Genomic DNA, 25,966 nt, shown 5'->3' on the forward strand with positions numbered 1-25,966 from the left:
TAATTAACGCAAACGTTTTCTTAAAGGAACAAATTAAAGATAATGGAAAAAAACATCCAAGATTTTATCGATTTGATAAAAAAGAAGAATTCTAACGAGCCTGAATTCATACAGGCAGTAACTGAGGTTGCTGAAACCGTTATACCATTCATCGAAAAGAATAAGCAATACCAATCTGATAAGCTGTTAGAAAGAATGGCAGAACCAGAGCGTGTAACTATGTTCCGTGTGCCATGGACTGATGATAGTGGTGAGGTACAAGTTAACCGTGGGTACCGTATTCAGATGAATAGTGCTATCGGTCCTTATAAAGGAGGATTAAGATTTCACCCTTCTGTAAACCTGAGTATTCTTAAGTTTTTGGCATTTGAACAAGTGTTTAAAAACAGTCTTACTACTTTGCCTATGGGTGGAGGAAAAGGTGGTGCTGATTTTGACCCTAAAGGGAAGTCAGACCGTGAGGTGATGCGTTTCTGTCAGTCATTTATGGTAGAGTTGCAACGTGTTATCGGTGCAGATACTGATGTGCCTGCAGGAGATATAGGTGTAGGTGGACGTGAGATAGGTTACCTTTTTGGATACTATAAAAAATTAAGAAACGAGTTTACAGGTATTCTTACTGGTAAAGGACGTTCTTACGGTGGTTCTTTAATTCGTCCAGAAGCGACAGGTTATGGAAACGTATACTTTGCGCAAAACATGTTAAAGACACGTGGTGAAGAGATCAAAGGAAAAACAGTTGTTATTTCTGGATCTGGAAACGTGGCGCAATATGCTGCAGAGAAGATATTACAACTAGGTGGTAAAGTAGTTACCATGTCAGATTCTGGTGGTTATATACATGATGCTGATGGTATCGATGCAGATAAACTAGCATTTGTAATGGATCTTAAAAATAATAAACGTGGTCGTATCTCTGAATACGTAGAGCAATATTCTAGCGCTACTTATCATGCAGGTGAGCGTCCATGGTCTGTTAAATGTGATATAGCTCTTCCATGTGCAACTCAAAATGAGTTAAACGGTGAAGAAGCAAAAACATTAGTATCTAACGGTTGTATTTGTGTAAGTGAAGGGGCAAACATGCCTAGCACACCAGATGCAGTTGAGCACTTTGTAGATAGTAAGATATTATTTGCTCCAGGAAAAGCATCTAACGCTGGTGGAGTAGCAACATCTGGTCTAGAAATGTCTCAAAACTCTATGCGTTACAGCTGGACTTCAGAAGAAGTGGATAATAAACTACATGCAATCATGAACGATATCCATGAAGCTTGTGTTACTTATGGAACTGAAGAAGATGGATTTGTAGACTACGTAAAAGGTGCAAACATTGCAGGTTTTGTAAAAGTTGCAGACGCTATGCTAGCTCAAGGAATTGTGTAAGAACTATTTATTTATATAAGTTTCGCTTTCGCGAAAGCGAAATTATAATCAACAAGAACCTCTGTAAAATCTACAGAGGTTTTTTCATGCCCTTAATTAAGTTTATTTTTGTTCTTATTCATCATATAATAAAGATGGGTACGTTGTAGATATATGAAAAAGCTAATACTCTTATTAATACTCGTCGGCAATTTTTGCGCAGCTCAAGATTTTTCTGATTCTTGGGAAGGTCTTTTTTCTTTTACTAACATTATTGATATAGACGAGTCTGATGATGCCGTTTATGCTGCTAGTGAAAATGCTGTCTTTATTTACGACCTTAGTTCTAGAACCTTTACAACCTTAACCACTATTAATGGGTTGAGCGGTGATGAGATAAGTCAGATTCATTACAGTGAGGCAAAATCCACTCTAGTTATAGGATATGAAAATGGACTGTTACAGGTAGTTGATGCGCGTGGCAACGTGACTAGCGTGGTTGCAATACAAGATAAACAAGTTATTGCACCAGATGATAAAAGGATTAATGAGTTTAAAGAGAGTGGTGATCTTATTTACATTGCTACAGATTTTGGGATTGCCATTTATAATCTAGAGCGACTAGAATTTGACGATACTTATTTTATTGGAGATAATGGGGAACAGTTAGAGGTAAACACTATCGAGATATTTAATAACTTTTTATATGCAGGTACTATAAATGGTGGGATAAGACGTGCTAGTATTGTAGATCCTTTTTTAATTGATTTTGCAAATTGGAACCAAATAAATGGTAATTCTTGGGATGAATTAGAGAGTTTTAATAACCGTTTATTTGCTACGGCGGTAAATAGGTTTTTATATGAAGAAGGACCAGTAGATTTTTTAATAACCTCTTTACAATTTCCAGGTAGAGCACTAGATTTTCATTCTTCAGATCAATTTTTTACCGTTGCCACTAGTAGTGCTGTTCTTGTGTACGATTTAAGTTTTACAGAAATACTTAGAATAACAACGGTAGACGGCATTGCATATAATTATACCCAAGCAATAACTGTAGGTAATGATTTATTTATCGGTACAGAAGAGGCTGGAATGATACGTATCGATCTTTTAAATCTAACAGACTTTGAATTTGTCGTGGCAGACGGTCCATCTCGTAACGCGGCTTTTACAGTAGCTACATCTCCAGATGAGTTGTGGGTGGGTTATGGTGATTATGATGTGTTTTACAATCCTTTTCCATTAGAGCAATTTGGGATAAGTCACCTAGTTACGGACGAGAATTGGGAGAACTTTTCATTTGATGATATTCTTAATGTTAGAAGTTTAGGAAGTGTAACCATTAATCCATCAAACCCTTCAGAAATTTTTCTTAATTCCATGAATGATGGTTTGGTACAGTTTGTAAATGGGGCTGCGGTAACTTTGTTCGACAATACAAATAGCTCTTTAATCCTATCGGAAGTTCCTACTAATAATGGTCCTTTTAATTTTCAAAGATTACCAGATAGTGAGTTTGATAGTGAAGGTAATCTTTGGGTTTCACAAAGTCTTGATGATAATTCATTACATAGAAGAACTCCATCTGGTCAGTGGACGGCCTTTGATTTAAGTGATGAAATACCTGAAGTAGCGCAAAGCACGACAAAAATGGTGATTACAGATGATGGTAAAATTATTTATGGTACTCTAGATATTGGTATAGTAGGCTTTGATCCAGCAAATTCAATGACTATTAATTATGATGAAGATAATAATCTAGTTAATAATTACATAGCCTCATTAAGACTTGATCTTAACGGACAGTTGTGGATAGGTTCTAATCTAGGATTACGTATACTGTTTAATCCTAATAGTATGTTTACAGACACACCTAGCGATGCAAGATCTGTTATTATAGAAGATACTAATGGTATTGCACGAGAGTTGTTACAGGATGAGGCGGTACTAGATATAGAAGTAGATGGTAACAACAATAAATGGGTGGCTACAGCTAGTTCAGGCGCGTTCTTGTTTTCACCTTCAGGACGAGAGACTATATTTCAGTTCACAACAGATAATTCTCCGTTGCCCACAAATTCTATTAATGATATCGCTATAGACGAGGCGACTGGTAAGGTTTATTTTGCAACAAATAATGGTATAGTAGCATTTCAAGGAGAAAGATCGAGTAAGCCCGAAGATGATTTAGAAAGTGTAAGAGCTTTTCCTAATCCAGTGCGTCCAGGATTTGATGGAAATGTGACTATAGATGGATTAACAGATAGAGCACGAGTTAAAATAACAGATATAGAAGGTAACTTAGTTTATGAAGCGGTTTCTCAAGGTGGTAGTATACCATGGGATACAAGAAGTTTTTCTGGTAATAAAGTAGCATCTGGGGTGTATTTACTATTTATTTCTACCAGTGATAATATTGAGACTGCTGTTTCTAAACTTATGATAGTAAGATAAATGCTTATAAAAACACAGGCAATTGTTTTATCTTCTCTTAAGTATGGAGAGTCAGATCTTATAACAAGATTATATACCAAAGAATTAGGCACGCAATCTTATATATTAAAAGGAATACGCAAGTCTAGAAAAGGGAAATTGCGTATTTCTTTTTTTCAGCCACTTACTCAGTTAGAATTAGAAACACAGCATAAAGGAAAAGGTGCGCTAGAATATATTAAAGAGGCAAGGGTTTTATTTGCTTACCAAAATGTTCATACTAATATCATTAAAAGCAGTATTACCATGTTCTTTTCTGAAGTACTGTCTCAACTATTAACAGAGCAACAACCAGACGAAGAACTATTCGACTATCTATCTACAGCTTTTCAATTTTTAGATCAATCAGATCAAGTTGCAAATTTTTCTATAAAAGTGTTGCTAGACATGACTGGATTTTTAGGCTTTCAACCAGATGATAGTACTATCAATTTACCATATTTTAATATGCTTAATGGTAACTTTGATGATAATGGGTTGCAACCACATCATTTAACAGACATAGAGAGTAACTTGTTAAAGTCTTTTCTAGGCATGAAATTTGATCAAATTAATGAAGTAAAAATGAATAGAGAAGAGCGTAATGGCTTATTAAATTTGGTCATTGAGTATTTTCAGATACATTTGCAAATCTTTAAAAAACCTAATTCATTATCAATACTAAAACAGCTATTCGACCAGTGAGATTAATCGGTATACTTTGTCTTCTTATAGGTTTTTATACTACAGCGCAAACCGTGACTGTAGTTAATGCAATTACTAAGGAAAAGCTATTCTCTGTTGCTGTTTATAATAAAGATAAAAGTATTAGTGGTATTACAGATTTTGATGGAAAAGTCTCCTTAGAAAAATTCTCAGACACAGATCGCATTTATTTTCAAAGCATGGCTTTTCAAACCTATGTGATTAATAAAGTAGATATCCTACCGCAAGGTACTGTTATAGCTATGGTGCCTAGATCAGAAAAGATAAATCCTATAGTTATATCAGCATCTAAATTTGAACAGCGCAAACAAGATATTCCTCAAAAGATCATTTCACAAAATAGTTCTCAGATACGATCTAATAATCCACAGACCAGCGCAGATTTATTACAACAATCAGGGCAGGTTTACGTGCAAAAATCTCAACAAGGTGGCGGTAGTCCATTAATAAGAGGTTTTTCTACTAACAGGTTGTTGTTAACTGTAGATGGCGTGCGTATGAATAATGCCATTTTTAGAGGTGGTAATCTTCAAAATGTGATTTCTATCGACCCTTTAAGTATTGATCGTACAGAGGTTATTTTAGGTCCTGGTAGTGTCGTTTATGGTAGTGATGCGATAGGTGGTGTTATGAATTTTTACACACTTAAACCTAAGTTTGCTCAAGATTCCATTTCATTCTCAGGGAATGCTTTAATGAGATATGCTACAGCAAATAATGAAAACACAGCACATCTAGATTTCAATTATGGTACAAAGAGATTTGCATCTGCTACGAGTATAAGTGTTAATTCTTTTGGCGATCTTAAGATGGGTTCTCACGGCCCAGATGACTATCTTAGAAACCAGTATGTAGACCGTATAGGTGGAGTAGATGTGATCGTTGATAACCCAAACCCAAAAGAACAAGTCCCTACAGGATACGACCAGATTAATTTATTGCAAAAATTTAGATATCAAGCATCTCAAAATTGGGAACTTGATCTAGGTATTATTTATACCGCTACAGGTGATTTTCCTAGATATGATTCTTTGAGTAGATTTAATGATAACGGTGACCCTCGTGAGTCAGAATGGTATTATGGACCACAGACCTGGTTAATGTTAAATGCCAAAGCTATTCACAGAGGTAATGGAAAGTGGTATGATAAAATGATCTTTTCGCAAGCATATCAACAGTTTGAAGAAAGTCGCAATAACCGCTCTTTTGAAGACGTAGATTTTTTCCAGAATAAAGAAAAAGTAGATGTTTTTACTACATCCATAGATTTTGAAAGACGCAATCGCGAGAATAATGTTCTTTTTTATGGAGCAGAGTTTTTACATAATCGAGTTGGGTCAGTAGGTAGTGTTCTTAATATAGATACTCAAGAACGACAGGATGCTGCAAGTAGATATCCAGACGGTTCTTCATGGAGATCACTCGCTGCCTATGCAAACTACCAGTGGAGACTAGATTCTCAAATCACTATACAATCAGGATTGCGATATAATCACATATGGTTAGACGCACAATTTGATAATAGATTTTTCAACTTTCCTTTTGAAGAGGCCAGTCTTAACACCGGTGCATTAACCGGTGCATTAGGAGCTACCTATTTACCAGATGACACATGGGAGCTTAGAGCAAACTTCAGCACGGCATTTAGAGCACCTAATGTAGATGACATCGGTAAAATATTTGATCCTAGTCCAGGTACAGTTATTGTTCCTAATCCAGACTTAGAGTCAGAGTACTCTTATAATACAGAATTGGCAGCTAGAAAACGTATTAATGATAAATTCACCTTTGACGTTTCAGCTTACTACACGCTGTTAAAAGATGCATTAGTAGCTAGAGATTTCCAACTTGACGGTCAGGATATGATTACCTATCAAGGTGAATTAAGTCAGGTGCAGGCTATTCAAAATGCCGAAAAAGCTACTGTTTACGGTATAGAAATAGGCGCTCAATATGAGTTTAATAAAAACCTTAGAATGTACGGTCATTATAACTGGCTAGATGGCGAGCAAGAAGAATTAGACGGTTCTAAAGTGGCTGTACGACATGTCTCACCTAGTTTTGGGGATATTCATGCGGTTTTTGAAAGTGATAGATTACAACTAGATGGTTATGTAATGTTTAACGGACAGTTTGATTTTAACGACCTCGCGCCTAGCCAGCAATCACGCCCTTATTTGTATGCACTTGATAGTGATGGAAATCCCTATTCACCTAGTTGGTACACCGTAAACTTGCGTTCTAGTTATAAAATTAAAAATGGACTTACTGCAACAGCGATTTTAGAGAACATAACAGACCAGCGTTACCGCACGTATTCCTCAGGAATAGCAGCTGCTGGACGCAATCTTATACTCGCGTTGAGGTATGCCTTTTAGATGATTGTTTGTAACGGTCTCGCTTTCGCGAAAGCGGAATTATTAACCAACCATTTATATACAAAATACATTTAATAATTAATAATCATCCTGCAAGCTGGCACTAGAAGTAAAACTCCAAGATCAAACATTTCAATTGCACCGCAGTGGCGCATGCTATTGGGTAGAACAAGATGTTATTCTTCTTGCCGATGTTCATTTGGGAAAAAGTGCTCATTTTAGAAAACATGGTATGGCTGTACCTATCCAAGCAGACGATAAAGAATATGATAAGTTAAATGCGATAATAGAGGAGTTCAAACCATCTCGATTATGGTTTCTAGGTGATTTATTCCATTCTTATAAAAATGCAGAATGGCATTTCTTTGAGCAATGGATCAACTCTCAAACCATAGAAATAAGTCTGGTAATGGGGAATCACGATGTTATATCTCGCGATTCATTTGAGAACTTGGGCATGAAAACGTATGATTCTTTACAAATGGGAAAAGTACTTTTAACCCATCACCCAGAAGAAATAGATGGTAATTATAATATTGCTGGTCACATACATCCATCAGTTAAATTACAAGGTAAGGGTAGGCAGCGTTTAAAGCTGTCTTGTTTTTTCTGTACAGATTATGGGATGATTTTACCAGCTTTTGGTGATTTTACGGGCACCTACACTATAAAGCCTAAAAAAGGGAATAGAGTTTTTGCTATTGCAGGCGATGAGGTAATAGAGCTTAATTAGGTCGGTAAACTTAAAATAATTCTAATTTCCTACAATTACTAGGGTATTCTAACGGCAAGATTTATCTTTATAAGATGTCTAGAAAATTAACCTCCATATTAAATTTAATAAGTATTATCATTTTAATAGCCTGGAATGGGTTTGCAAATACTGGTAACTATAACGGTAAAAGTGTAGGTGACCTGAGTGCAGAGTATGATAATTTATTCACTCCAGCGCCGTATGCGTTTTCTATTTGGGGTATCATATTTTTAATGCTGCTAGTCTTTGGTGTCTATGGCGTTTATGTGTCATTTTCTACAAAGCATCTATCCATAAACAAGGATTATAAAGCAGACTTTGTGAAAACTACGAGTCCGTGGTTTCTAGCGGCAAATGTTTTTTGCACACTATGGGTGGCTTTATGGTTAGATGAGCATATTGCAGCATCTGTAGTGATGATGTTAGGGATTCTTTTCTGTCTATTAATGTGTGTGCGACAGTTAGATATGGAAATATGGGATGCTCCATTTCCGGTTATAGCCTTTGTATGGTGGCCGCTGTGTTTGTATTCTGGATGGATAAGTGTTGCCACTATTGCAAATATAGCTGCATGGTTAAATGGAACATATGACATTGCTATTACTACACAAGTGTATGTCACTCTAGTCATGATTTTTATAGCTTTTATGGTAAATCTTGGGATGCTTATTTATCGCAATATGCGCGAATTTGCTCTAGTAGGAGTATGGGCACTAGTTGCGATATTCATGAGATTCAAAACACCTATGGATGGAATAAGTAAACTAGCAACTAATCAGATAGCTTATCTCTCTCTAGGTTGCGCCATACTGTTAGTGCTAGCGATAAGTTTTCATGCTATAAAAAATGCTAAGACTAATCCTATGAAAAAAATGAAGGAGTGGAATGCCTCTCGATAAAAGTTACATTCCTTTAAAGTCATTTCCCCAACTAGGATAATTAAAAATGGTTTTTCTTAACTCTTTAAAGGTCATTTGTGCTTTCATAGCAATAGCGATCATGTTGATTTGTTCACTAGCTTCTGGCCCTACGATGTGAGCACCTATGATGAGTCCGTTTTCTTTATCTAAAATTATTTTATAGGCATATGCTTTGGCATTGATACGTTTGTTATTAAACCACTCGCTTCCATCTTCTTGTAGTACCTTGTATTTTCTGTTTTCTTTTTCAGCTTGTAATTCTGTAAGACCTATACCTGCACATTGAGGTATGGTAAAAACAGTGCTAGGTATGGCCGGTGTCTCTATTTTTACCTTCTCACCGATAAGATTTTTTGAGACTACGGTTGCTTCTATGCTACTTAATGGCGTTAATGGTAGGTTTTTACTAGATACATCACCACAAGCATAAATATGGGGCTGGCTAGTACTTTGTAAAAATTCATTAACTACCACGCCATTTTTATCGCTGACTATATTAGCCTTTTCTAGATCTAGAGATGACGTTGCAGGTACTCTTCCTGCGGTATTGAAAACACAATCTGTAGTGATTTGATGCATGCCATCTTCCATAGAATAGTTCACGATATATCTTCCTTCTCTTTGTTCAACACTAGATGCTTGTGCATTTTTAATTATTTTAATACCTAATTGCTCAGAAGTGTTTTCAACCTGTCGGGCAGTAAATTCTTCAAATGGAGCAAGGATTTGTTCTCCTTTTTGTATCATGGTTACTTTAGATCCAGCTCTAGCTAGAATTTGCCCAAACTCCATGCCTATGTATCCTGCACCTACAAAAACTACTTTTTCAGGTACTTCCTTTAATTTAAAGAAATCTCCTGAGGTAAGCATGAATTTTTCTCCAGGTATGCCCAGTTTTAAAGGAGTCATTCCTGTGGCAATAACAAAATGCGCGGCTTTTATTTTCTCTCCATCTAGAATAACAGTTTCAGGATCTATAAAAGTAGCTTCTCCATGTAAACAAGTAATTCCTTTATCTTTGAGTTCATGTTCTGTTTTATCTGGTATGTCTTTGGTATATCTATGAGCATAATTCATTGCTTCATTCCAGTTGAAGTTAATGGTACCATCGATACCATCGCCGGTCATGTCTTTTGCAAAATTAAATGCTTCTACAGATGCTAGAATAAGTTTTTTAGGATCGCAACCTCGCTGGGAACAAGTGCCTCCATATTCTCGATTATCTATTATAGCAACGCTCATTCCAGCTTCTTTACATGTGTTAGCTACTAATTTACCTGCCGTACCAGTCCCAAAAACAAAAACATCAAATTTCTTCATGACTTAAAGATAAGAGTGCAATCCATGTCCTTGTATTAAAGAATTCTCAATATTCTTGATATGCTTTATTCAGGACGTATCTTTGTGATTATATTATGAGTTTTACTACTATTCTTAATCAATTTTCAAAAGCTGCTCAAACGCAAAGCTTAAAGGAAATCGTTGCCCAATCTCAAGGTTCAACTACTATAAGTGGTCTTAATGGAAGTTCACTGTCCATCGTTTTAAAAACAGCTTTTCAAGATGCAGATAAGCCTTTTTTACTTATTTGTAACGATAAGGAAGAAGCTGCTTTCTATTTAAACGATCTAGAAAAGATGATAGGAGAGGATAAAGTCCTATTCTATCCAGGTAGTTATAGACGTCCTTATCAAATAGAAGAAACAGATAACGCAAACGTGTTATTACGTGCCGAGGTGCTCAATCGCATTAACTCGCGCAAAAAGCCAGCAATGATAGTTACCTATCCAGATGCTCTTTTTGAAAAAGTAGTTACTCGTAAAGAGTTAGAAAAAAACACGCTCAAAATTACGGTAGGAGATCAGATTTCCATCGAATTTGCAAACGAGGTCCTTTTTGAATATAAATTTAAACGTGTAGATTTTGTTACCGAGCCTGGAGAATTCTCGCTGCGAGGTGGTATTCTTGATGTTTTTTCATTCTCAAATGATGAGCCTTATCGTATTGAGTTTTTTGGAAATGAGATCGATTCCATAAGAGTCTTTGATGTAGAGACACAATTATCAAAGGATCAAACTAAAAAAATCTCCATCATTCCTAATGTGGAGAATAAACAGTCAGAAGAAACTCGAGAGAGTTTTTTAGAATATATTTCTAATAACACGGCTATATTCTCGATGAATATGGATTTATTATATGGTCGTGTTGATTCGCTTTTCGCGAAAGCGGAACAAGCATACAATGAATTGCAAGGTGAAATACGACAGTTAACACCTAAAGAAATATTTAGTGATAGCAAGTTGATTAAAGAACAATTGAAATCTTTTAATCATTTTGAATTTACCACAGCCCAAGGTGTACTAGTTTATAAAACATCTCCACAACCATCTTTTAATAAGCAATTTGATTTACTTATTGAAAATTTAAAGGAGAATGAAGAAAAAGACTATAAGAATTATTTATTCTGTAGTAGCGAGCAGCAAGCAAAACGTTTTCATGACATATTTGAAGATATGAATGCCCAGGTGCAGTATGAAACGGTCGTTATGTCTTTATATCGAGGTTTTATAAGTCATGATTTAAAAGCAGTTTGCTACACAGACCATCAAATATTTGAGAGATACCACAAGTTTAATTTAAAGAATGGTTATGCAAAGAAGCAAGCGATTACTTTAAAAGAATTGAATACGCTTGTCATAGGTGATTATGTAACTCATATCGATCATGGTATCGGTAAATTTGGTGGGTTACAGAAAATAGATGTTAACGGTAAAAAGCAAGAGGCTATTAAATTGATTTATGGAGAACGTGATATTCTTTATGTATCAATTCACTCGTTGCACAAAATAACACGTTATAGCAGTAAAGATGGAAAAGCGCCTAAAGTATATAAATTAGGTAGTCCTGCGTGGAAAAAATTAAAGGCCAAAACCAAGACGAAGGTCAAGCAGATAGCATTTGACTTAATTAAACTTTATGCAAAGCGTCGTGCACAAAAAGGATTCCAGTATGCTCCAGATGGCTATTTACAAAATGAACTAGAGGCAAGTTTTATTTATGAAGACACTCCAGATCAAAGTAGCGCGACAGAGGACGTAAAAAGAGATATGGAAAGTGATCGACCTATGGATCGATTAGTTTGTGGAGATGTAGGTTTTGGTAAAACAGAGGTTGCTATTAGAGCAGCGTTTAAGGCGGCAGTTAACGGTAAACAGGTTGCGGTTCTTGTCCCTACTACTATTCTTGCTTTTCAACATGCAAAAACTTTTAAAGAACGTCTAGCAGATTTACCGGTTAAGGTTGATTATCTCAACCGTTTTAGAACCGCAAAAGAACGTAAAGGTGTTCTAGAAGGTTTAGAAAATGGATCTATTGATATAGTTATAGGGACGCATCAACTAGTTAGTAAATCCATTCAATTTAAAGATCTGGGATTATTAATTATAGACGAAGAGCAAAAATTTGGTGTTGCGGTTAAGGATAAGCTTAAAACACTTAAAGAAAATATAGATACACTTACATTAACAGCTACACCTATACCTAGAACTTTACAGTTCTCTTTAATGGCGGCACGAGATTTAAGTGTGATAAAGACGCCGCCACCTAACAGGCATCCTGTAGAGACTAAAGTAGTACGTTTTAGTGAGGAGACTATACGTGATGCTGTAAGTTATGAAATATCTCGTGGTGGACAAGTGTTTTTTGTACACAACCGCATTGAAAATATTAAAGAAGTAGCAGGAATGATACAACGATCTGTTCCTGAGGCAAAAATAGGTATCGGCCATGGACAGATGGACGGTAAGAAGCTAGAAGAGCTCATGCTTGCTTTTATCAATGGAGAGTTTGATGTGCTTGTTTCTACCACAATTATTGAAAGTGGTCTAGATGTGCCTAATGCAAATACTATTTTTATCAATAGTGCCAACAACTTCGGTCTGTCAGATTTACACCAGATGCGTGGACGTGTAGGACGTAGTAATAAAAAGGCGTTTTGTTACTTCATCACACCACCATATGATGTAATGACAGAAGATGCTAGAAAACGTATACAAGCTCTAGAAATGTTTTCTGACCTAGGTAGTGGTTTTAATATCGCTATGAAAGATCTAGAAATACGTGGTTCTGGTGATATTTTGGGTGGTGAGCAAAGCGGATTTATAAATGAGATAGGATTTGATACGTATCAAAAAATTCTTAGTGAAGCTATTACTGAGTTAAAAGAAAATGAATTTGCCGATCTTTATGAGACTAACGATAAAGAGAAGAAACATGTTACAGAAGTAACTATAGATTCTGATTTTGAGTTGTTGTTTCCAGATGATTATATCAACTCGATTACAGAGCGTCTAGCGCTTTATGCAAAACTTAATGACGTAGAAGATGAAAAAGGTCTAGAGGTTTATAAAAAAGAGCTAATAGATCGTTTTGGAGAGCTTCCAGAAGAGGCAGAGAATTTATTAACGAGTGTTAGGATTAAATGGATTGCTACTCGATTAGGGCTAGAAAAAATTGTGATGAAACAAGGTAAGTTTATAGGTTACTTTGTATCTGACCAGCAAAGTGGTTTTTATCAAAGTGAATCATTTGGGAAAGTATTAAAAGCGGTACAAAACAATCCGAAAATTCTTAGAATGAAGGAAAAACAAACTCGTGCAGGATTGAGATTGTTGTTAACTGTAGAGAACGTGAAAACGGTAGATAGGGTTTATGACATATTAAACACTATCATGCCGACTTCTGTTTCTGCGTAAATGATAGGAATTTGCAGCACTGTGTTTCCGCGAGGCTGCAGTTATCCTGCCTTATGAAATTAAAGATACAATGTATTAATTTTTACAATTAGAGATATAATTTGAAACAACTTACCCATTACGACATAGAAAATCAGCAGAAGCAATTTCCTATAACCATAGTTTGTGACGCGATTAGAACACCAGAGAATATAGGGATGTGTTTCCGTATATCAGAGAGTTTTGGGGTAGAGAAAATATATTTTCATGAAGACTCGCCTACCATAGCAAACAGAGTGGTTAAAAAAACGGCAAGAAACACATCAGGTCAAATCGACCATGACACCTATAAGGATTTTACAACTGTAGTCAATAGATTAAAACAAGAAGGCAACGCGATTATAGGTATCGAGATCACAGATAAAAGTGTTGCTATTCAAAAGTTCGATTTTAAGCAACATGATAAAATTGTTTTGCTTTTGGGTAGTGAGCGTCATGGAATAGAAAACGTGGACTTACTAGATTACACGGTGTCGATACCTATGTTTGGTAGGAACTCGAGTATGAATGTGATACACAGCCTCGCTATTTCATTATACGAGGTTACAAATCAGCTTACAGAAAAGTAGAATACTTCAGATATATTCTAACATAAAAATGCCTCGATCAATTTACTGATCGAGGCGTTTTTGTTTATTAGTTGCGCTTTCGCGAAAGCGAGACTATAACAATCTTACATCCATTGTTTCCATGGCAGTCTAGAAAGAACTACTAAAAATGCTAGGGTATAAAATATAGCTAGAACTTTAAATTTACCATTACTAACGATTTTCTTTTTGTGTTTAGAGTATCCTACCGTTAGCAAGGCAACAGCGATGATCATCATTAAAGGGTGTTCTAGAGCTAGTAATCTTATCTCTGGAGTACTCATTACAGTAGAGGTGTCGCTAAATAACATGCTAGAATATGGAGAGAATGCCCATAGAGCAAGTCCTAATAAAAGTTGAATGTGTGTAACAATAAGTCCTACTAGAGCTAGACTGAAGTCTTTATTGCCAAATTCTTTCTTACCTGCAAAACCGATTATGGCATTAATAGTTGCGATGGCCAATACTAAGATTAGTAGATATGCCCAGCCAGAATGAGCAGATTTTAAAATGCTATACATAATTTAATAATTTGGTTCAAAAATAATTCAAAAACAAAGAACCCTACTCGTTTTTGAGTAGGGTTCTTGTAATATATGGTAAAAAGTATTTCTTAGTTAAAGATATATCTAAGACCTACTTGCATTTGCCATCTTGAAGAACGAGTACCTGCGTCATCGATAGTTTCAAATCCTTCTGCAAAGTTAGGGTTGAATGAGAACTCAGGGTCAACACCATTACTTTCTACTTCTACAATACCTACGTTTCCGAAGCTATTGGTAACAAATTTTTGCTCACCCCAATCTTTATTCAGGAAGTTGAAGAAGTTAAAGATATCTAGAGACACCTGGAATGTGTGTTTCTTATCATTGATGTCAAGACTGAAATCTTGTAAAACCTTTAAGTCAACAATGTGATTCCATGGTCCACGATCTCCGTTACGCTCAGCATACTCACCACGACGTTCACTTAAGTAATCATTACTTTCGATATAAGCATCTAGAGCTGTCCACTGGTCAGCAGCAGTAACACCATTATTATCTACTAAGTTAATTTCTCCTGCGTTTCTTGGTATGTAAAATAAAGCATTATCGTTAGAGTCATCATTAAGGATGTCTCTACCTTGATACGTATAACTCAAAGCACCACCTTGTTGTCCATTATAAAATATACCAAATGTTGTCTTTATGTTTTCAGTCCAGTTTAACTCATAAGATGCGTTTGCAGACACTCTGTGTCCTACTGCAAATGCAGAGTTACCAATTCCAGCATTGTTCTTACCGTCTGCAGTAACTATGTTTCTCCATTGAGAACTGTTTTGAGAAGAAGTTCCTTCAAAGATAGATTTACCTTGTCCGTAAGAATAAGAAACCTGACCTCCAAAACCGTTTTGGAATGGCTTAGTAATACTAAATGTACCGTTGTAAGACCAACCTTCATTTGTGTTACTACCTAAGATCACTCTTGTGTAAGTATCATCTATTTCATCACCACGATCATAGAACGGACGTCCGTCTTCATTGTTTAAGAATTCAGTAGCATCTCTTAAGTTTAAGTTCTGGTAGAAAACATTGTTGATGTTATCGTTGTACAAGAAATCTGCACTTACGATTAATCCCCATATGTCTGTTTTTTGATCTATACCTATGTTGTACTTCATTACTTGTGGTAATTTGAAGTCTGGAGAGAAGATGTCTATTTGACCTCCATTTGAACCACTACCTGGGGCAGGAGCACCGTTTAATGGCTGGTTGAAAGGATCTGCAACAAAGTTTTGACTACCAAAGGCTGCAGTACCACCAACAGCGATACCGTTGTTGTTATAAGCACCACCTGGCCATACTAGAGGAATACGTGAAGTAAAGATTCCTAAACCACCACGGATTTGAGTTCTTCTATCACCGTTTACGTCCCAGTTGAAACCTGCACGTGGAGAAACATGTATTTGACTTTTAATACCTTTACCTACACGAGCGCCTAGTAAATCTTTACCTTCTGCTTCTAGTAATGCAACACTTCTTGTGTTAAAGTCATCGTTAGCCTGTCCATCTTCAAAGAAAGGAACGTCAAAACGTACACCGTAAGTTAACTTGAAGTTATCAGTTAAACTCCACTGATCTTGAGCGTAGATACCTAATTGAGAATAAGTAAATGCAGCGGCTGCATCTTGAATATCATCACCAGTAGTTCCTGCAGGATCTAATAGAGAATAAGAGTGGAAATAAGAATCTGCAGCAACATCGTTAGTTGCATCGTTATCAAAGTAAGTATTGAATTCTGCAAGATTATTGAAGCTGTACTGACCGTAATTTTGTCTTACGAATACGTTTCTCATATCATAATGCTCAAAGTTACCACCGAAAGTCATGTTGTGAGCTCCTTTAGAAACTTCAAAATTGTTAGTTACTGTAAAGATTTTCTGCTCAAGAATGTTTGCAGTAGAAAACGCTTCAGAACCGAATGTGATAGAACCATCACCATCGTTAATACTAACTCTTGGGAATGGATTTCCAATAGGATCACGGTCATCACTTACATTAGTATAACTTATTATTAAGTTGTTAGAAAGGTTTCTACCGTTAGTAGTATTCCATTCTAATGTAGAGAAGTTAGTAGTAGATGGGAAAAAGATACCTGCATTTGCAAAGTTGATAGATCTATTACTACTTTGACTAGGAGAAATAGATTCACCATTTACATAATTATGCTTTGCAGTAATTGTGTTCTTATCATTAATGTTATAATCTAACTTAATTGTGAATTTCTCACTGTTAAGTTCAGTGATAGTATTTTCATATCCACCAGGATTATAACCAAATGTATTGATTAAGTTGTCTCTTAATGTGTTGATCTCAGCAATACTGCTATCTCCATTATAAGTGCTAGAGTCAAAAGGTCTAGGCTCTTCTTCTCTTTGTACTTCTGCGTTAACAAAGAAGAATAATTTATCCTTGATAATTGGACCACCTACACGTGCACCATAAAGATTTGCAGTAAATGCATCTAGTCTTTCACGGTTATCTTCACTGATACCTACTGGAGTTTTACCTGCAAGTTTTTCATTACGAGTGTAGAAATAAGCACTTCCCTTTACTTCATTAGTACCAGAACGAGTAATTGCGTTAATAGCACCACCTGTAAAACCTGACTGACGTACATCAAAAGGAGCAACGTTTACTTGAAAAGACTCGATAGCATCGATAGAGATAGGGTTAACACCTATCTGGCCACCGTTAGTACCTGAACCTGCAAGACCAAAAACGTCATTGTTTACAGCACCATCTATAAAGATAGAGTTGTAACGGTTGTTCTGACCTGCGATAGAAATAGCACCACCTTCAGAAACTGTAGCCTGTGGAGTTTTTCTTAAGAAATCACCTATTCCTCTTGTTACAGAAGGCATAGTATTGATGTCACGTTGAGAGATGTTAGTCTCGGTTCCTGTTTTACCAGAATCAAAAACACCGTCTCTAACAGCATTAATAGTAATAGCGTCTAAGGAATTAGACTCGTCTGCCATAGAAATACTAATTTTCTCAGACTGACCTAATTGTAGAAAAATATTTTCTAGTTTTTCTTCTGTCTTACCTACGTAAGAAATAGTAATCGTGTAAGGTCCACCTACACGCATGTTAGAAATACGGTAATAACCTTCAATATCGGTAGAAGTACCATAATTAGTTCCTGTAGGACCATGTACTGCGACTATGGTAGCTCCTAAAAGAGGCTCTTGAGCAGCGTCTATAGTTTCCATGATACGACCATTAATGCTTGAGGTAGTAACCTGTGCACCAACTGCCATAGAACTTAAGACAAGCCCGATTGCAAATAAAAAGTGTAATGTTCTGTTCATTTCAGAATTAGATTTAGTTTGATTTTGCAAAAGTACGTCGCAAATCATTAATCCAATATTAAGCTAACATTAAGAAGTGAAACACTTGTTAACGTTAATTAACTGAAAAACAGTTTTTTATTTGTTACGGGAATAAAATCTTTTTAAAAGTGCGTTTGTACTGCTGTCATGGCCATCAGATTTAGAACTTTCTATATCTGTTAAAATGGCGTCTGCTAGTACCTTACCTAATTGTACACCCCATTGATCATAACTATAGATGTTCCATATCACACCTTCAGTAAAAATTTTATGTTCATACATGGCCACTAGTTTACCTAAACTTTGTGGTGTAAGCTCGTCTATAAGAATAGTGGTGGTAGGTTTATTACCTTCAAATACTTGAAAAGGAACGAGATGTTCTATTTCTGACACCGTTTTCCCTGAGTCTTTATGATCTTTTAATGCTTCTTCTTTGGTTTTACCATTCATCAACGCCTCAGTTTGTGCAAAGAAATTTGCCATAAGCTTGTTGTGATGATCCGGTTGGTTGTATTTCGCTTTCGCGAAAGCGATAAACTGAGCAGGAATTAATTTAGTCCCTTGATGTATTAATTGAAAAAAGGCATGTTGTGAATTAGTTCCAGGTTCTCCCCAAACTACATTACCAGTTTCATAAGTAACTCGATCTCCATTGCGGTCTACACTTTTACCATTACTTTCCATAATGGCTTGCTGTAAGTATGCTGGTAATCTATGTAAGTATTGAGTGTATGGGATAACGGCTTCACTCTGTGCTTTATAAAAGTTGTTATACCAAATGGTCAATAAAGCCAACTGCACTGGAATATTTTTATCAAAAGAACTATTCTTAAAATGTGTGTCCATTTCTTGAGCACCATCGAGAAACCCTTGAAAATTCTTTGACCCTATGCTTAAAGCAACGCTCATTCCTACCGTGCTCCAAAGAGAAAAGCGTCCACCTACCCAGTCAAACATTGGAAATATATTTTCTTCTTGAATACCAAAATCCACGGCACGTTGTATATTACTGCTTACGGCAATAAAGTGTTGTGCAACGGCTTCTGGATTTACTTTTTCTTTAAACCAATTTCTTATGGTGGTAGAGTTAGTAAGTGTTTCTTGAGTTCCAAAAGATTTTGAAACGATAACAAAAAGCGTCGTTTCAGGATTTATTTTCTTTAAAACTTCTTCTACATGATCACCTTCTACGTTAGAAACAAAATGTAATGTGAGGTCATTTTTATAAGCTTGCATAGCTTCATAAATCATGACAGGTCCTAAATCGCTACCACCTATCCCTATATTAACTACAGTGTTAAATTTCTGACCATTTGCAGCGGTGATGGTACCGTTATTTACAGCGTCTACAAAGGCAAACATTTTTTCTTTGCTTGCAATTGCGGCACTTATATTACCTGCTACAGGTGAATCCGTGTTGTTAGTTCTTAAAGCAGTATGTAGTACCGCACGATTTTCAGTCGCATTTATTTTTTCTCCACCGAAGTAAGAATCGATTGCGTCACTTAATCTACATTCATTTGCTAGATCAACTAATTTACCTTGTGTTTCTTTGGTGATTAGGTTCTTAGAGAGGTCTACATGAAAATCACCGTCCGTTAGTGTTAATTCTTCTGCGCGATTTTTATTGTTTTGAAAAGCTTCTTTTAGATTTAAACTTTTTGCTGTTTTATAATGATCTAGAAGTTCTTGCCATGCAGTGGTAGAAGTAGGGTTGATGTTTTTCATGATCTTACAATTTTTAAAAGTTATTCTTATAAAATGAAGCTGTAGGTTTATTTATAGTACTGGATCAATTTCTTTAAAAGGAAGTTGGTCTATTTCTATCTTTAATGGGGCTATAAATTCCATGTAGGTTTCCATGGTTTCTTCTGGAAGTGGGTCTGCGCTAGGTAAATTCTGTTTATAAGGATCTACTTGTTTTCCATTTACCCAAAATCTATAACAGACATGAGGTCCAGTGGCAAGTCCTGTACTACCTACGGTACCTATTACCTGTCCTTGTTTTACTCGCTGTCCTACCTTTACCTTACGTTTAGTCATATGTAGGTATTGAGTAGAGTAGGTGCCGTTGTGTTTTATTTTTACATAATTACCATTTCCGCCTGTGTAAGAAGATTTTGTCACCGTACCATTTGCGGTAGCAACTATAGGTGTTCCATATGCAGCTGCATAATCAGTACCTTTATGTGCTTTCCATCTTTTTTGAACTGGGTGAAACCTTCTTTTAGTAAATCTCGATGATATTCTAGAATAGTTAACAGGTGCTTTTAAGAAAAAGCTTCTTAAAGTCTTTCCATTATCATCATAATAATCACTCATTCCTGTGATAGAGTCTGTTACATAATCAAATGCATAGAAAGGTGTCTCATCTGTCTCAAAAACGGCTGCTTCTATAGATTCTATTCCTGCATATATAGAATCGTTAATGTAACGTTCTTGATAGATCATTTTAAAACGATCTCCTTTTTGAAGTTTAAAGAAATCAATAGACCATTTATAAATATCAGATAATTCATAGATGGCACTTAATCCTAGACCTTCTTCGGCCATAGCCTCAGATAGTGTCGAGTTGATAATTCCACTCGCTGTTTTTCTTTTATAAGAAATAGGGTGTTTATCTTTATAAGCGGCAAGAGTGTCGTTAAAATGAACAACAACGTAATCTAGCTTAGTAGGCTCATAAATAAATGCCTCTGGAGTTCCCAGGCTGTCTTTTCTCTTTAAGATTTTAAAAGGTTTTCCAGCTTGTATTCTACGTAGGTCATAGACTTCATTAAGTCTGTTTGCGGTTTGATAGGCGCTTTGACCTTCTACGATATGGTTGGAGATTAAATCATTAAACGTTGCACCGCTAACTACTGTGTCGGCAACTAGTTCAAAATCATTAAGGTCATAACCATACTTCATCTTAGGTTCAATAACCACAGGTATAGGTTCCTGAACATCTTCGATAGTTTCTACATCTTCTTTACATGATGTAAAGCTCAGTGCTAGTAATATACCAGCGATGAAATATTTTTTCATCATTACTTTGTGTTTAATACGTGATCCACCCATTGCTTACCCCAGTTCTCATGTTCTTCTTGCGTCCATAAAGTAGGGAAGTAAGATATTTTCTGGAAACTAGGTGGTAAAAACTCTTTCCAGTTGGTACCTCCTGTTGCTTTTACTGCTTTTCCTTCTTTTCTCAAATATCTATGTGCGGCACCCATGTGCATAAGTAGCCAATTGATATTTGCGTTTTGATCTAGAAGTCGCAAAGCTGTTTTAAGTTCTGGTGTTTTTTCTTCTTCTGGTAGGGATAGATAACGTTGATTAAGGTTTGTGTTTTCTACTTCGTTTGCTATTCTCAAAAATCTAGGAGTGTAACGTTTTTCAAACTGTTTTAGTGTGAGTGTTTTTTCTCCTGTATTCATGTCTATGCCACCTTTTTTCCAATAGATATTTTCAAATAGATCTTCAATGGTGTTGTTGTTCTCGCTTTCGCGAAAGCGGGACCTAACAGAAGGATGAACTAGATTTATTAAATCACTGCTGTAAAATTCTAACATTCTATATTGAGCACTTTGAAAACCACTCGCAGGAAGTAAGGACATTCTAAATTGTAAGAATTGCTCGCGCTCCATACCTTTAATCATTACTTCAAAAGAATTGATTAAAACGGTAAAGTATCTATTGATGCGTAGTATTTTTTCTTCAAAAAATTTACCGGTTAATTGCTCGCTTTCTATAATTTGCGTTTGCTCATGTATGATGAGCTTAAAGTAAAGTTCGGTAATTTGATGATAGCCTATAAAAATCATCTCATCAGGAAAATCTGTAGACGGCACTTGTAGGCTAAGTAAAGTGTCTAGTCGTATGTAATCCCAATAGGTTGTGTACCTGTCATAAAGTAAGCCGTCCAAGTAGGAGAGCATGTTCTGGCCAGAGTGTTTAAATTTATCTTCTAATAATTTAATGCGCTGGGCTATTTCTGGGCTGATTTCTTGAGACATGTAATTCATTTAAAATGACAAGCAAAAGTAATCAACCTATAGGTTACTATCAATTATACAAGGCATAGAGTTCACCTTAATTGATTAAAATGAAGTAGGTTTTATTTATCTGCAATAACCTGAAAGGAGTGTTTTAGGCCTTTAAAAGCTTCTAAGTCTGCGGTAAGAGAGCCTACAGCTAGTTTTGCTTTTATTTTTAAAGGCATTTTGTTTTGATCTTTTGATATCCATACAGTAAGGCTTTCTTCTTCTTTAAATACACGTCCAGACTGCACGTATGGTCTAAATTTTAAAGAAGCCACATTACCAAATTTAGTTTTAAGAACCTCTTCACCTAGATATTTGAGTTTAAAGTCAAAGTTTTCTTTGTCAAAAAACATAGGTAGTGTGAACTCGTCACCGGCTTTTATAGTTTCTATATCTACCATGTTTCTTAGGTGGTAAAAAGCACTCATCATATCTTGTGTAGAAGGTTTAATGTCTACGGTAGTTTTTTCGTTGTGCTTTTTATCGTTAACCAGGGCAGTACCTGCTTCATGATCAAAGTCTATTTGAATATCTTTAGTGTGTCCGCCCTCGTCTATTTTACGGATAAAACGATATGGTTTTACAGTTTCACGATCGATATAAGTTTCATACTTATCGTCTACCTTAAAGAAGAGATGTAATAGTCCGGTAGATTTTCCTTTACCTTTAATGTGATATACAGGTTTACCTTTAAGTCGGGCTTTGTCTATTTTCATCTCGGCATAGCTGGCATTGAAGACGCCGTAGTGTATTCTAAATTTGAACCATTCACCATCTTCAAAAGCCTGCTGTTCTATACCGTTAGATTCTACTCCTGGAGTAAAGGCTGTAGTAGTTGCAAATACAGCTATCATTAAAAAAATAATCTTTTTCATATCTATAAAAGTTGATTGTGAATAATGCTCACGATCTTTTAAATGCAAAGTCTATTCCAAACTGATAACTATATTGTTATCAATGTATTACAGAGTGCCGCGTAAAGCTTGCTCTCTTTCTATCGCTTCAAATAATGCTTTAAAGTTTCCTACACCAAAGGATTGAGCACCCTTGCGTTGTATGACTTCTATAAACATGGTAGGTCTATCAACTACTGTTTTTGTAAACAGTTGTAATAGGTAGCCTTCTTCGTCTCTGTCTATTAAAATACCATGTTTTTTTAGTACCTCAACGTCTTCGTCTATTTCTCCTACACGCTCTGTTAAATCGTCATAATATTCATCTGGAACGTATAAGAACTCTACACCTCTTTCTCTCATTGCGCTTACTGTGGCAACTATATCGTCTGTAGCAACAGCGATGTGCTGTACACCAGGGCCGTTATAGAAATCTAGGTATTCTTCAATTTGTGATTTTTTCTTTCCTTTTGCAGGTTCGTTAATCGGGAACTTAACTCTACCATTACCGTTGCTCATCACTTTACTCATAAGAGCTGTGTAGTCGGTAGCGATGTCATCATCTGCAAATGAGATAATTTGAGCAAAGCCCATTACTTCTCCATAGAATTTACACCAAGTATTCATCTCGTCCCAACCTACATTTCCTACCATGTGGTCTATGAATTTAAGACCTACTGGTTCTGGATTATAATGAGATTCCCATTTTTGAAAACCAGGTAAAAATATACCGTTATAATTTTTACGTTCTATAAACATATGGACTGTTTCTCCATAAGTATAGATTCCAGATTTTACGATTTCACCGTGTTCATCTTTTTCTACCGTAGGTTCTAAATATGGTTTTGCACCTCTTTTAGTAGTTTCTTCAAATGCTTTACGAGCATCTTCTACCCAAAGAGCAACAACTTTTACTCCATCTCCATGGACGTTGATGTGTTCATTAAGTTCCCCATCTTTTTGTAGAGGAGTGGTGAGTACCAGTCTTATTTTGCCTTGTTTTAAGACATAAGAAACACGATCTTTTAATCCGGTTTCTAATCCAGCATATGCTTCAGATTGAAACCCAAATGCTGTTTTGTAGAAATGTGCGCTTTGTTTTGCGTTACCTACATATAATTCTACATAATCTGTTCCTAGAAGAGGAAGAAAATCTTCTGCTTCTTTGAATAGTTTTTTAAGTGAATATTCTGTGTTTTGTAAGTCTTTTAGGTTTTTGATTTCAGCTGCCATAATAGTTGTTTAAAAAGTATAAATAAATTGTGATGTCGGTGGTGTTGGGCTAACCTTTATTACCACATTGCCCTCAAATGAGGAGTTATATCTATTCTTTTTGCAATCATTACCCTTCTGTTTCTTCTATTACGTCCTCAATAATAATCTCTTTATTCTCTTTAAGAGAATCGTTTTTCTGTTCAAGAGAATCTAATTCTTCTTCTTCATAATATTGCCAGTCCTCATCTTCTGTAGAGTCTTCATAATCGTCATCATAATAGGATTCATTATTATATTGATCTAAATCATCTAGACTATCTAGTTCTCCATTTACTGCCGCCATAAGTAGACTACCGAAAAATAAGGCAACTATTAATAAAACTAAACAAACTAGACCTGAAAGAGCTACACCTACAATATTTATAATTTTAGCAATATTTACACTCTTATAAGAGCTTTGACTATAATTACTAGGATTAGATTTATAATCTTTTAAACTTCTGTTTGCTATAATGAGCCCTATTAGACTTAGGATTAATGTAATTATAGCAACGAGTCCATAGCACCAGCACCCTATAAAGAAAAGTACTAACGATATAATACCTAATGTAATTGCGCTGGGGTCACCAGATAGTTTCTCTCCTTGATAAGGGAATTGATAATTACCTTGGTTTTGATTCTGATTTTGAAATTGCTGCTGCTGCTGCTGCTGCTGTCCAAAGTTATTGGACTGCTGTGGTTGATTAGAGTAATTTGGGTTGTTCAGTTCCAACTTGATTTTTTTTTTTACAATATTAATTAATCTAACCAGCTTTTGTGATAACTATCATCAGCAATTTCTAGTCCTTCTTTAGTTACCATTAATGGTTTAAAAGTATCTACCATAACAGCTAGTTCTTCTGTTTTAGTCTTTCCAATACTTTTTTCTACTGTTCCAGGGTGTGGACCATGCGGAATACCTGCAGGGTGTAAGCTAATATGACCAGCCTCGATGTCATTACGACTCATAAAATCACCGTCTACATAATAAAGGACTTCATCACTATCTATATTACTATGATTATAGGGTGCTGGAATACTATTAGGATGGTAGTCATAAAGTCTAGGGACAAAACTACATACTACAAAGGCATCTGTTTCAAATGTTTGGTGAACTGGTGGCGGCTGGTGAATACGTCCCGTTATAGGTTCAAAATCATGAATAGAAAATGCATATGGATAATTGTAACCATCATATCCTACTACATCAAATGGATGTGAGGCATAAATCATGTCAAAAATATCGTCCTGTTTTTTCACTTTGATTAAAAACTCACCTTTCTCATCATGGGTTTCTAGTGTCTCTGGACGTCGTAAGTCACGCTCACAAAAAGGAGAGTGCTCTAACAGTTGTCCGAACCAGTTTCTATATCTTTTAGGAGTATAAATAGGACGCCTACTTTCTACTATAAATAACCTGTTATCTGTCGTGTCAAAATCAATTTTATAAATAACACCTCGTGGTATCAAAAGGTAATCACCATATTTAAACTCTAAATTTCCTAAATGAGTTCTTAGGGTTCCAGTACCACGATGGACAAAAAGCAACTCGTCTGCATCACTATTTTTATAAAAATAGTCTTGTGTAGCGTCTTGAGGTGCTGCAAGAATAATTGCCACATCGCTGTTGATAAGAACAGTTTTACGACTTTCTAGATAGTCTGCTTCTGGTTCTATTTTAAACCCTTTTAAACGGTAAGATTTAATATGATTCTCTAATGCAATCTCAGGCTTTACACTGTATTGATTTCTTATCTCTTTAACCATGGTAGGTCTATATTCATGATAAGAATTTGTAGACATACCATCAAAACCTATAGTTCCAAAAAGCTGTTCTGAATATAGAGAACCATCAGGTTTTCTAAATTGTGTGTGTCTTTTGGGTGGTATTTTACCCAATTTATGGTAGAAAGGCATAGTTA

Annotated in this window: 18 protein-coding genes; 8 read left to right on the top strand and 10 right to left on the bottom strand. The window is 35.8% G+C overall.

Annotated elements, in window-relative coordinates; all coding sequences use genetic code 11:
• Nucleotides 1-42 precede the first annotated feature (42 nt).
• The 6 genes from gdhA (at nucleotide 43) to LY01_RS04090 (ending at nucleotide 8,597) form a co-directional block, all read left to right on the top strand.
• A complete protein-coding gene (gdhA, locus tag LY01_RS04065) occupies nucleotides 43-1,386 on the top strand; it encodes an NADP-specific glutamate dehydrogenase (RefSeq protein WP_104514513.1) in 1,344 nt (447 codons plus the stop codon).
• 153 nt (nucleotides 1,387-1,539) lie between these two features.
• Nucleotides 1,540-3,822 carry a type IX secretion system anionic LPS delivery protein PorZ gene (gene porZ, locus LY01_RS04070; RefSeq protein WP_104514514.1) on the top strand — a complete coding sequence of 761 codons (2,283 nt, stop codon included), beginning with the start codon at nucleotides 1,540-1,542 and terminating at the stop codon, nucleotides 3,820-3,822.
• Nucleotides 3,823-4,545 carry a DNA repair protein RecO gene (gene recO, locus LY01_RS04075; protein WP_104514515.1) on the top strand — a complete coding sequence of 241 codons (723 nt, stop codon included), beginning with the start codon at nucleotides 3,823-3,825 and terminating at the stop codon, nucleotides 4,543-4,545.
• Nucleotides 4,542-6,944 carry a TonB-dependent receptor plug domain-containing protein gene (locus LY01_RS04080; protein ID WP_104514516.1) on the top strand — a complete coding sequence of 801 codons (2,403 nt, stop codon included), beginning with the start codon at nucleotides 4,542-4,544 and terminating at the stop codon, nucleotides 6,942-6,944. The genes recO and LY01_RS04080 overlap by 4 nt, the downstream gene beginning before the upstream one ends.
• 97 nt (nucleotides 6,945-7,041) lie before the next feature.
• Nucleotides 7,042-7,677 (top strand): ligase-associated DNA damage response endonuclease PdeM, encoded by a 636-nt coding sequence (pdeM, locus tag LY01_RS04085; RefSeq protein WP_104514517.1) that lies wholly within the window; start codon nucleotides 7,042-7,044, stop codon nucleotides 7,675-7,677.
• A 74-nt stretch (nucleotides 7,678-7,751) separates the two neighbouring features.
• Nucleotides 7,752-8,597, top strand: a complete 846-nt coding sequence (locus LY01_RS04090) for a hypothetical protein (protein WP_104514518.1) — start codon at nucleotides 7,752-7,754, stop codon at nucleotides 8,595-8,597.
• A gap of 3 nt (nucleotides 8,598-8,600) precedes the next feature.
• Here LY01_RS04090 and LY01_RS04095 read toward each other — a convergent pair whose 3' ends face one another.
• Nucleotides 8,601-9,938 (bottom strand): dihydrolipoyl dehydrogenase family protein, encoded by a 1,338-nt coding sequence (locus LY01_RS04095; protein WP_104514519.1) that lies wholly within the window; start codon nucleotides 9,936-9,938, stop codon nucleotides 8,601-8,603.
• Nucleotides 9,939-10,033: 95 nt separating this feature from the next.
• Here LY01_RS04095 and mfd point away from each other — a divergent pair, with 95 nt between their 5' ends.
• Entirely contained in the window at nucleotides 10,034-13,372 is a 3,339-nt protein-coding gene (gene mfd, locus LY01_RS04100) for a transcription-repair coupling factor (RefSeq protein WP_104514520.1), read from the top strand.
• A gap of 101 nt (nucleotides 13,373-13,473) precedes the next feature.
• Nucleotides 13,474-13,980: a TrmH family RNA methyltransferase gene (locus LY01_RS04105; protein ID WP_104514521.1), complete on the top strand. Its 507-nt coding sequence runs from the start codon at nucleotides 13,474-13,476 to the stop codon at nucleotides 13,978-13,980.
• Between the two features lie 104 nt (nucleotides 13,981-14,084).
• Here LY01_RS04105 and LY01_RS04110 read toward each other — a convergent pair whose 3' ends face one another.
• From LY01_RS04110 to LY01_RS04150, 9 genes are all read right to left on the bottom strand, one after another.
• Nucleotides 14,085-14,519 (bottom strand): hypothetical protein, encoded by a 435-nt coding sequence (locus LY01_RS04110; protein ID WP_104514522.1) that lies wholly within the window; start codon nucleotides 14,517-14,519, stop codon nucleotides 14,085-14,087.
• Between the two features lie 92 nt (nucleotides 14,520-14,611).
• Nucleotides 14,612-17,851 (bottom strand): TonB-dependent receptor, encoded by a 3,240-nt coding sequence (locus tag LY01_RS04115; protein WP_245890623.1) that lies wholly within the window; start codon nucleotides 17,849-17,851, stop codon nucleotides 14,612-14,614.
• 117 nt (nucleotides 17,852-17,968) lie between these two features.
• The gene (gene pgi / locus LY01_RS04120) at nucleotides 17,969-19,600 is read right to left on the bottom strand and encodes a glucose-6-phosphate isomerase (protein ID WP_104514524.1); all 1,632 of its coding nucleotides are present in this window, start codon (nucleotides 19,598-19,600) and stop codon (nucleotides 17,969-17,971) included.
• 51 nt (nucleotides 19,601-19,651) lie between these two features.
• On the bottom strand, nucleotides 19,652-20,899 hold the full coding sequence (locus LY01_RS04125; RefSeq protein WP_170034501.1) for a M23 family metallopeptidase: 1,248 nt from the start codon (nucleotides 20,897-20,899) through the stop codon (nucleotides 19,652-19,654).
• A gap of 2 nt (nucleotides 20,900-20,901) precedes the next feature.
• Nucleotides 20,902-21,870, bottom strand: a complete 969-nt coding sequence (locus LY01_RS04130) for a tryptophan 2,3-dioxygenase family protein (RefSeq protein WP_104514525.1) — start codon at nucleotides 21,868-21,870, stop codon at nucleotides 20,902-20,904.
• A gap of 101 nt (nucleotides 21,871-21,971) precedes the next feature.
• Nucleotides 21,972-22,772 carry a DUF3108 domain-containing protein gene (locus LY01_RS04135; RefSeq protein WP_245890624.1) on the bottom strand — a complete coding sequence of 267 codons (801 nt, stop codon included), beginning with the start codon at nucleotides 22,770-22,772 and terminating at the stop codon, nucleotides 21,972-21,974.
• 87 nt (nucleotides 22,773-22,859) lie between these two features.
• Entirely contained in the window at nucleotides 22,860-24,023 is a 1,164-nt protein-coding gene (hppD, locus tag LY01_RS04140) for a 4-hydroxyphenylpyruvate dioxygenase (RefSeq protein ID WP_104514526.1), read from the bottom strand.
• Between the two features lie 109 nt (nucleotides 24,024-24,132).
• Nucleotides 24,133-24,777 (bottom strand): CCC motif membrane protein, encoded by a 645-nt coding sequence (locus LY01_RS04145; RefSeq protein WP_245890625.1) that lies wholly within the window; start codon nucleotides 24,775-24,777, stop codon nucleotides 24,133-24,135.
• Between the two features lie 26 nt (nucleotides 24,778-24,803).
• Nucleotides 24,804-25,961 carry a homogentisate 1,2-dioxygenase gene (locus tag LY01_RS04150; protein ID WP_104514527.1) on the bottom strand — a complete coding sequence of 386 codons (1,158 nt, stop codon included), beginning with the start codon at nucleotides 25,959-25,961 and terminating at the stop codon, nucleotides 24,804-24,806.
• Nucleotides 25,962-25,966: the final 5 nt, after the last annotated feature.

Source organism: Nonlabens xylanidelens (genome assembly GCF_002934445.1).
Classification (GTDB): domain Bacteria; phylum Bacteroidota; class Bacteroidia; order Flavobacteriales; family Flavobacteriaceae; genus Nonlabens; species Nonlabens xylanidelens.

Bases quoted from the DNA above. Each gene is read 5' to 3' on its own strand.
- gdhA (WP_104514513.1), top strand. From the start codon at position 43: ATGGAAAAAAACATCCAAGATTTTATCGATTTGATAAAAAAGAAGAAT.
- porZ (WP_104514514.1), top strand. From the start codon at position 1,540: ATGAAAAAGCTAATACTCTTATTAATACTCGTCGGCAATTTTTGCGCA.
- recO (WP_104514515.1), top strand. From the start codon at position 3,823: ATGCTTATAAAAACACAGGCAATTGTTTTATCTTCTCTTAAGTATGGA.
- LY01_RS04090 (WP_104514518.1), top strand. From the start codon at position 7,752: ATGTCTAGAAAATTAACCTCCATATTAAATTTAATAAGTATTATCATT.
- LY01_RS04095 (WP_104514519.1), bottom strand. From the start codon at position 9,938: ATGAAGAAATTTGATGTTTTTGTTTTTGGGACTGGTACGGCAGGTAAA.
- mfd (WP_104514520.1), top strand. From the start codon at position 10,034: ATGAGTTTTACTACTATTCTTAATCAATTTTCAAAAGCTGCTCAAACG.
- LY01_RS04110 (WP_104514522.1), bottom strand. From the start codon at position 14,519: ATGTATAGCATTTTAAAATCTGCTCATTCTGGCTGGGCATATCTACTA.
- LY01_RS04115 (WP_245890623.1), bottom strand. From the start codon at position 17,851: ATGAACAGAACATTACACTTTTTATTTGCAATCGGGCTTGTCTTAAGT.
- pgi (WP_104514524.1), bottom strand. From the start codon at position 19,600: ATGAAAAACATCAACCCTACTTCTACCACTGCATGGCAAGAACTTCTA.
- LY01_RS04125 (WP_170034501.1), bottom strand. From the start codon at position 20,899: ATGAAAAAATATTTCATCGCTGGTATATTACTAGCACTGAGCTTTACA.
- LY01_RS04130 (WP_104514525.1), bottom strand. From the start codon at position 21,870: ATGTCTCAAGAAATCAGCCCAGAAATAGCCCAGCGCATTAAATTATTA.
- LY01_RS04135 (WP_245890624.1), bottom strand. From the start codon at position 22,772: ATGAAAAAGATTATTTTTTTAATGATAGCTGTATTTGCAACTACTACA.
- hppD (WP_104514526.1), bottom strand. From the start codon at position 24,023: ATGGCAGCTGAAATCAAAAACCTAAAAGACTTACAAAACACAGAATAT.
- LY01_RS04150 (WP_104514527.1), bottom strand. From the start codon at position 25,961: ATGCCTTTCTACCATAAATTGGGTAAAATACCACCCAAAAGACACACA.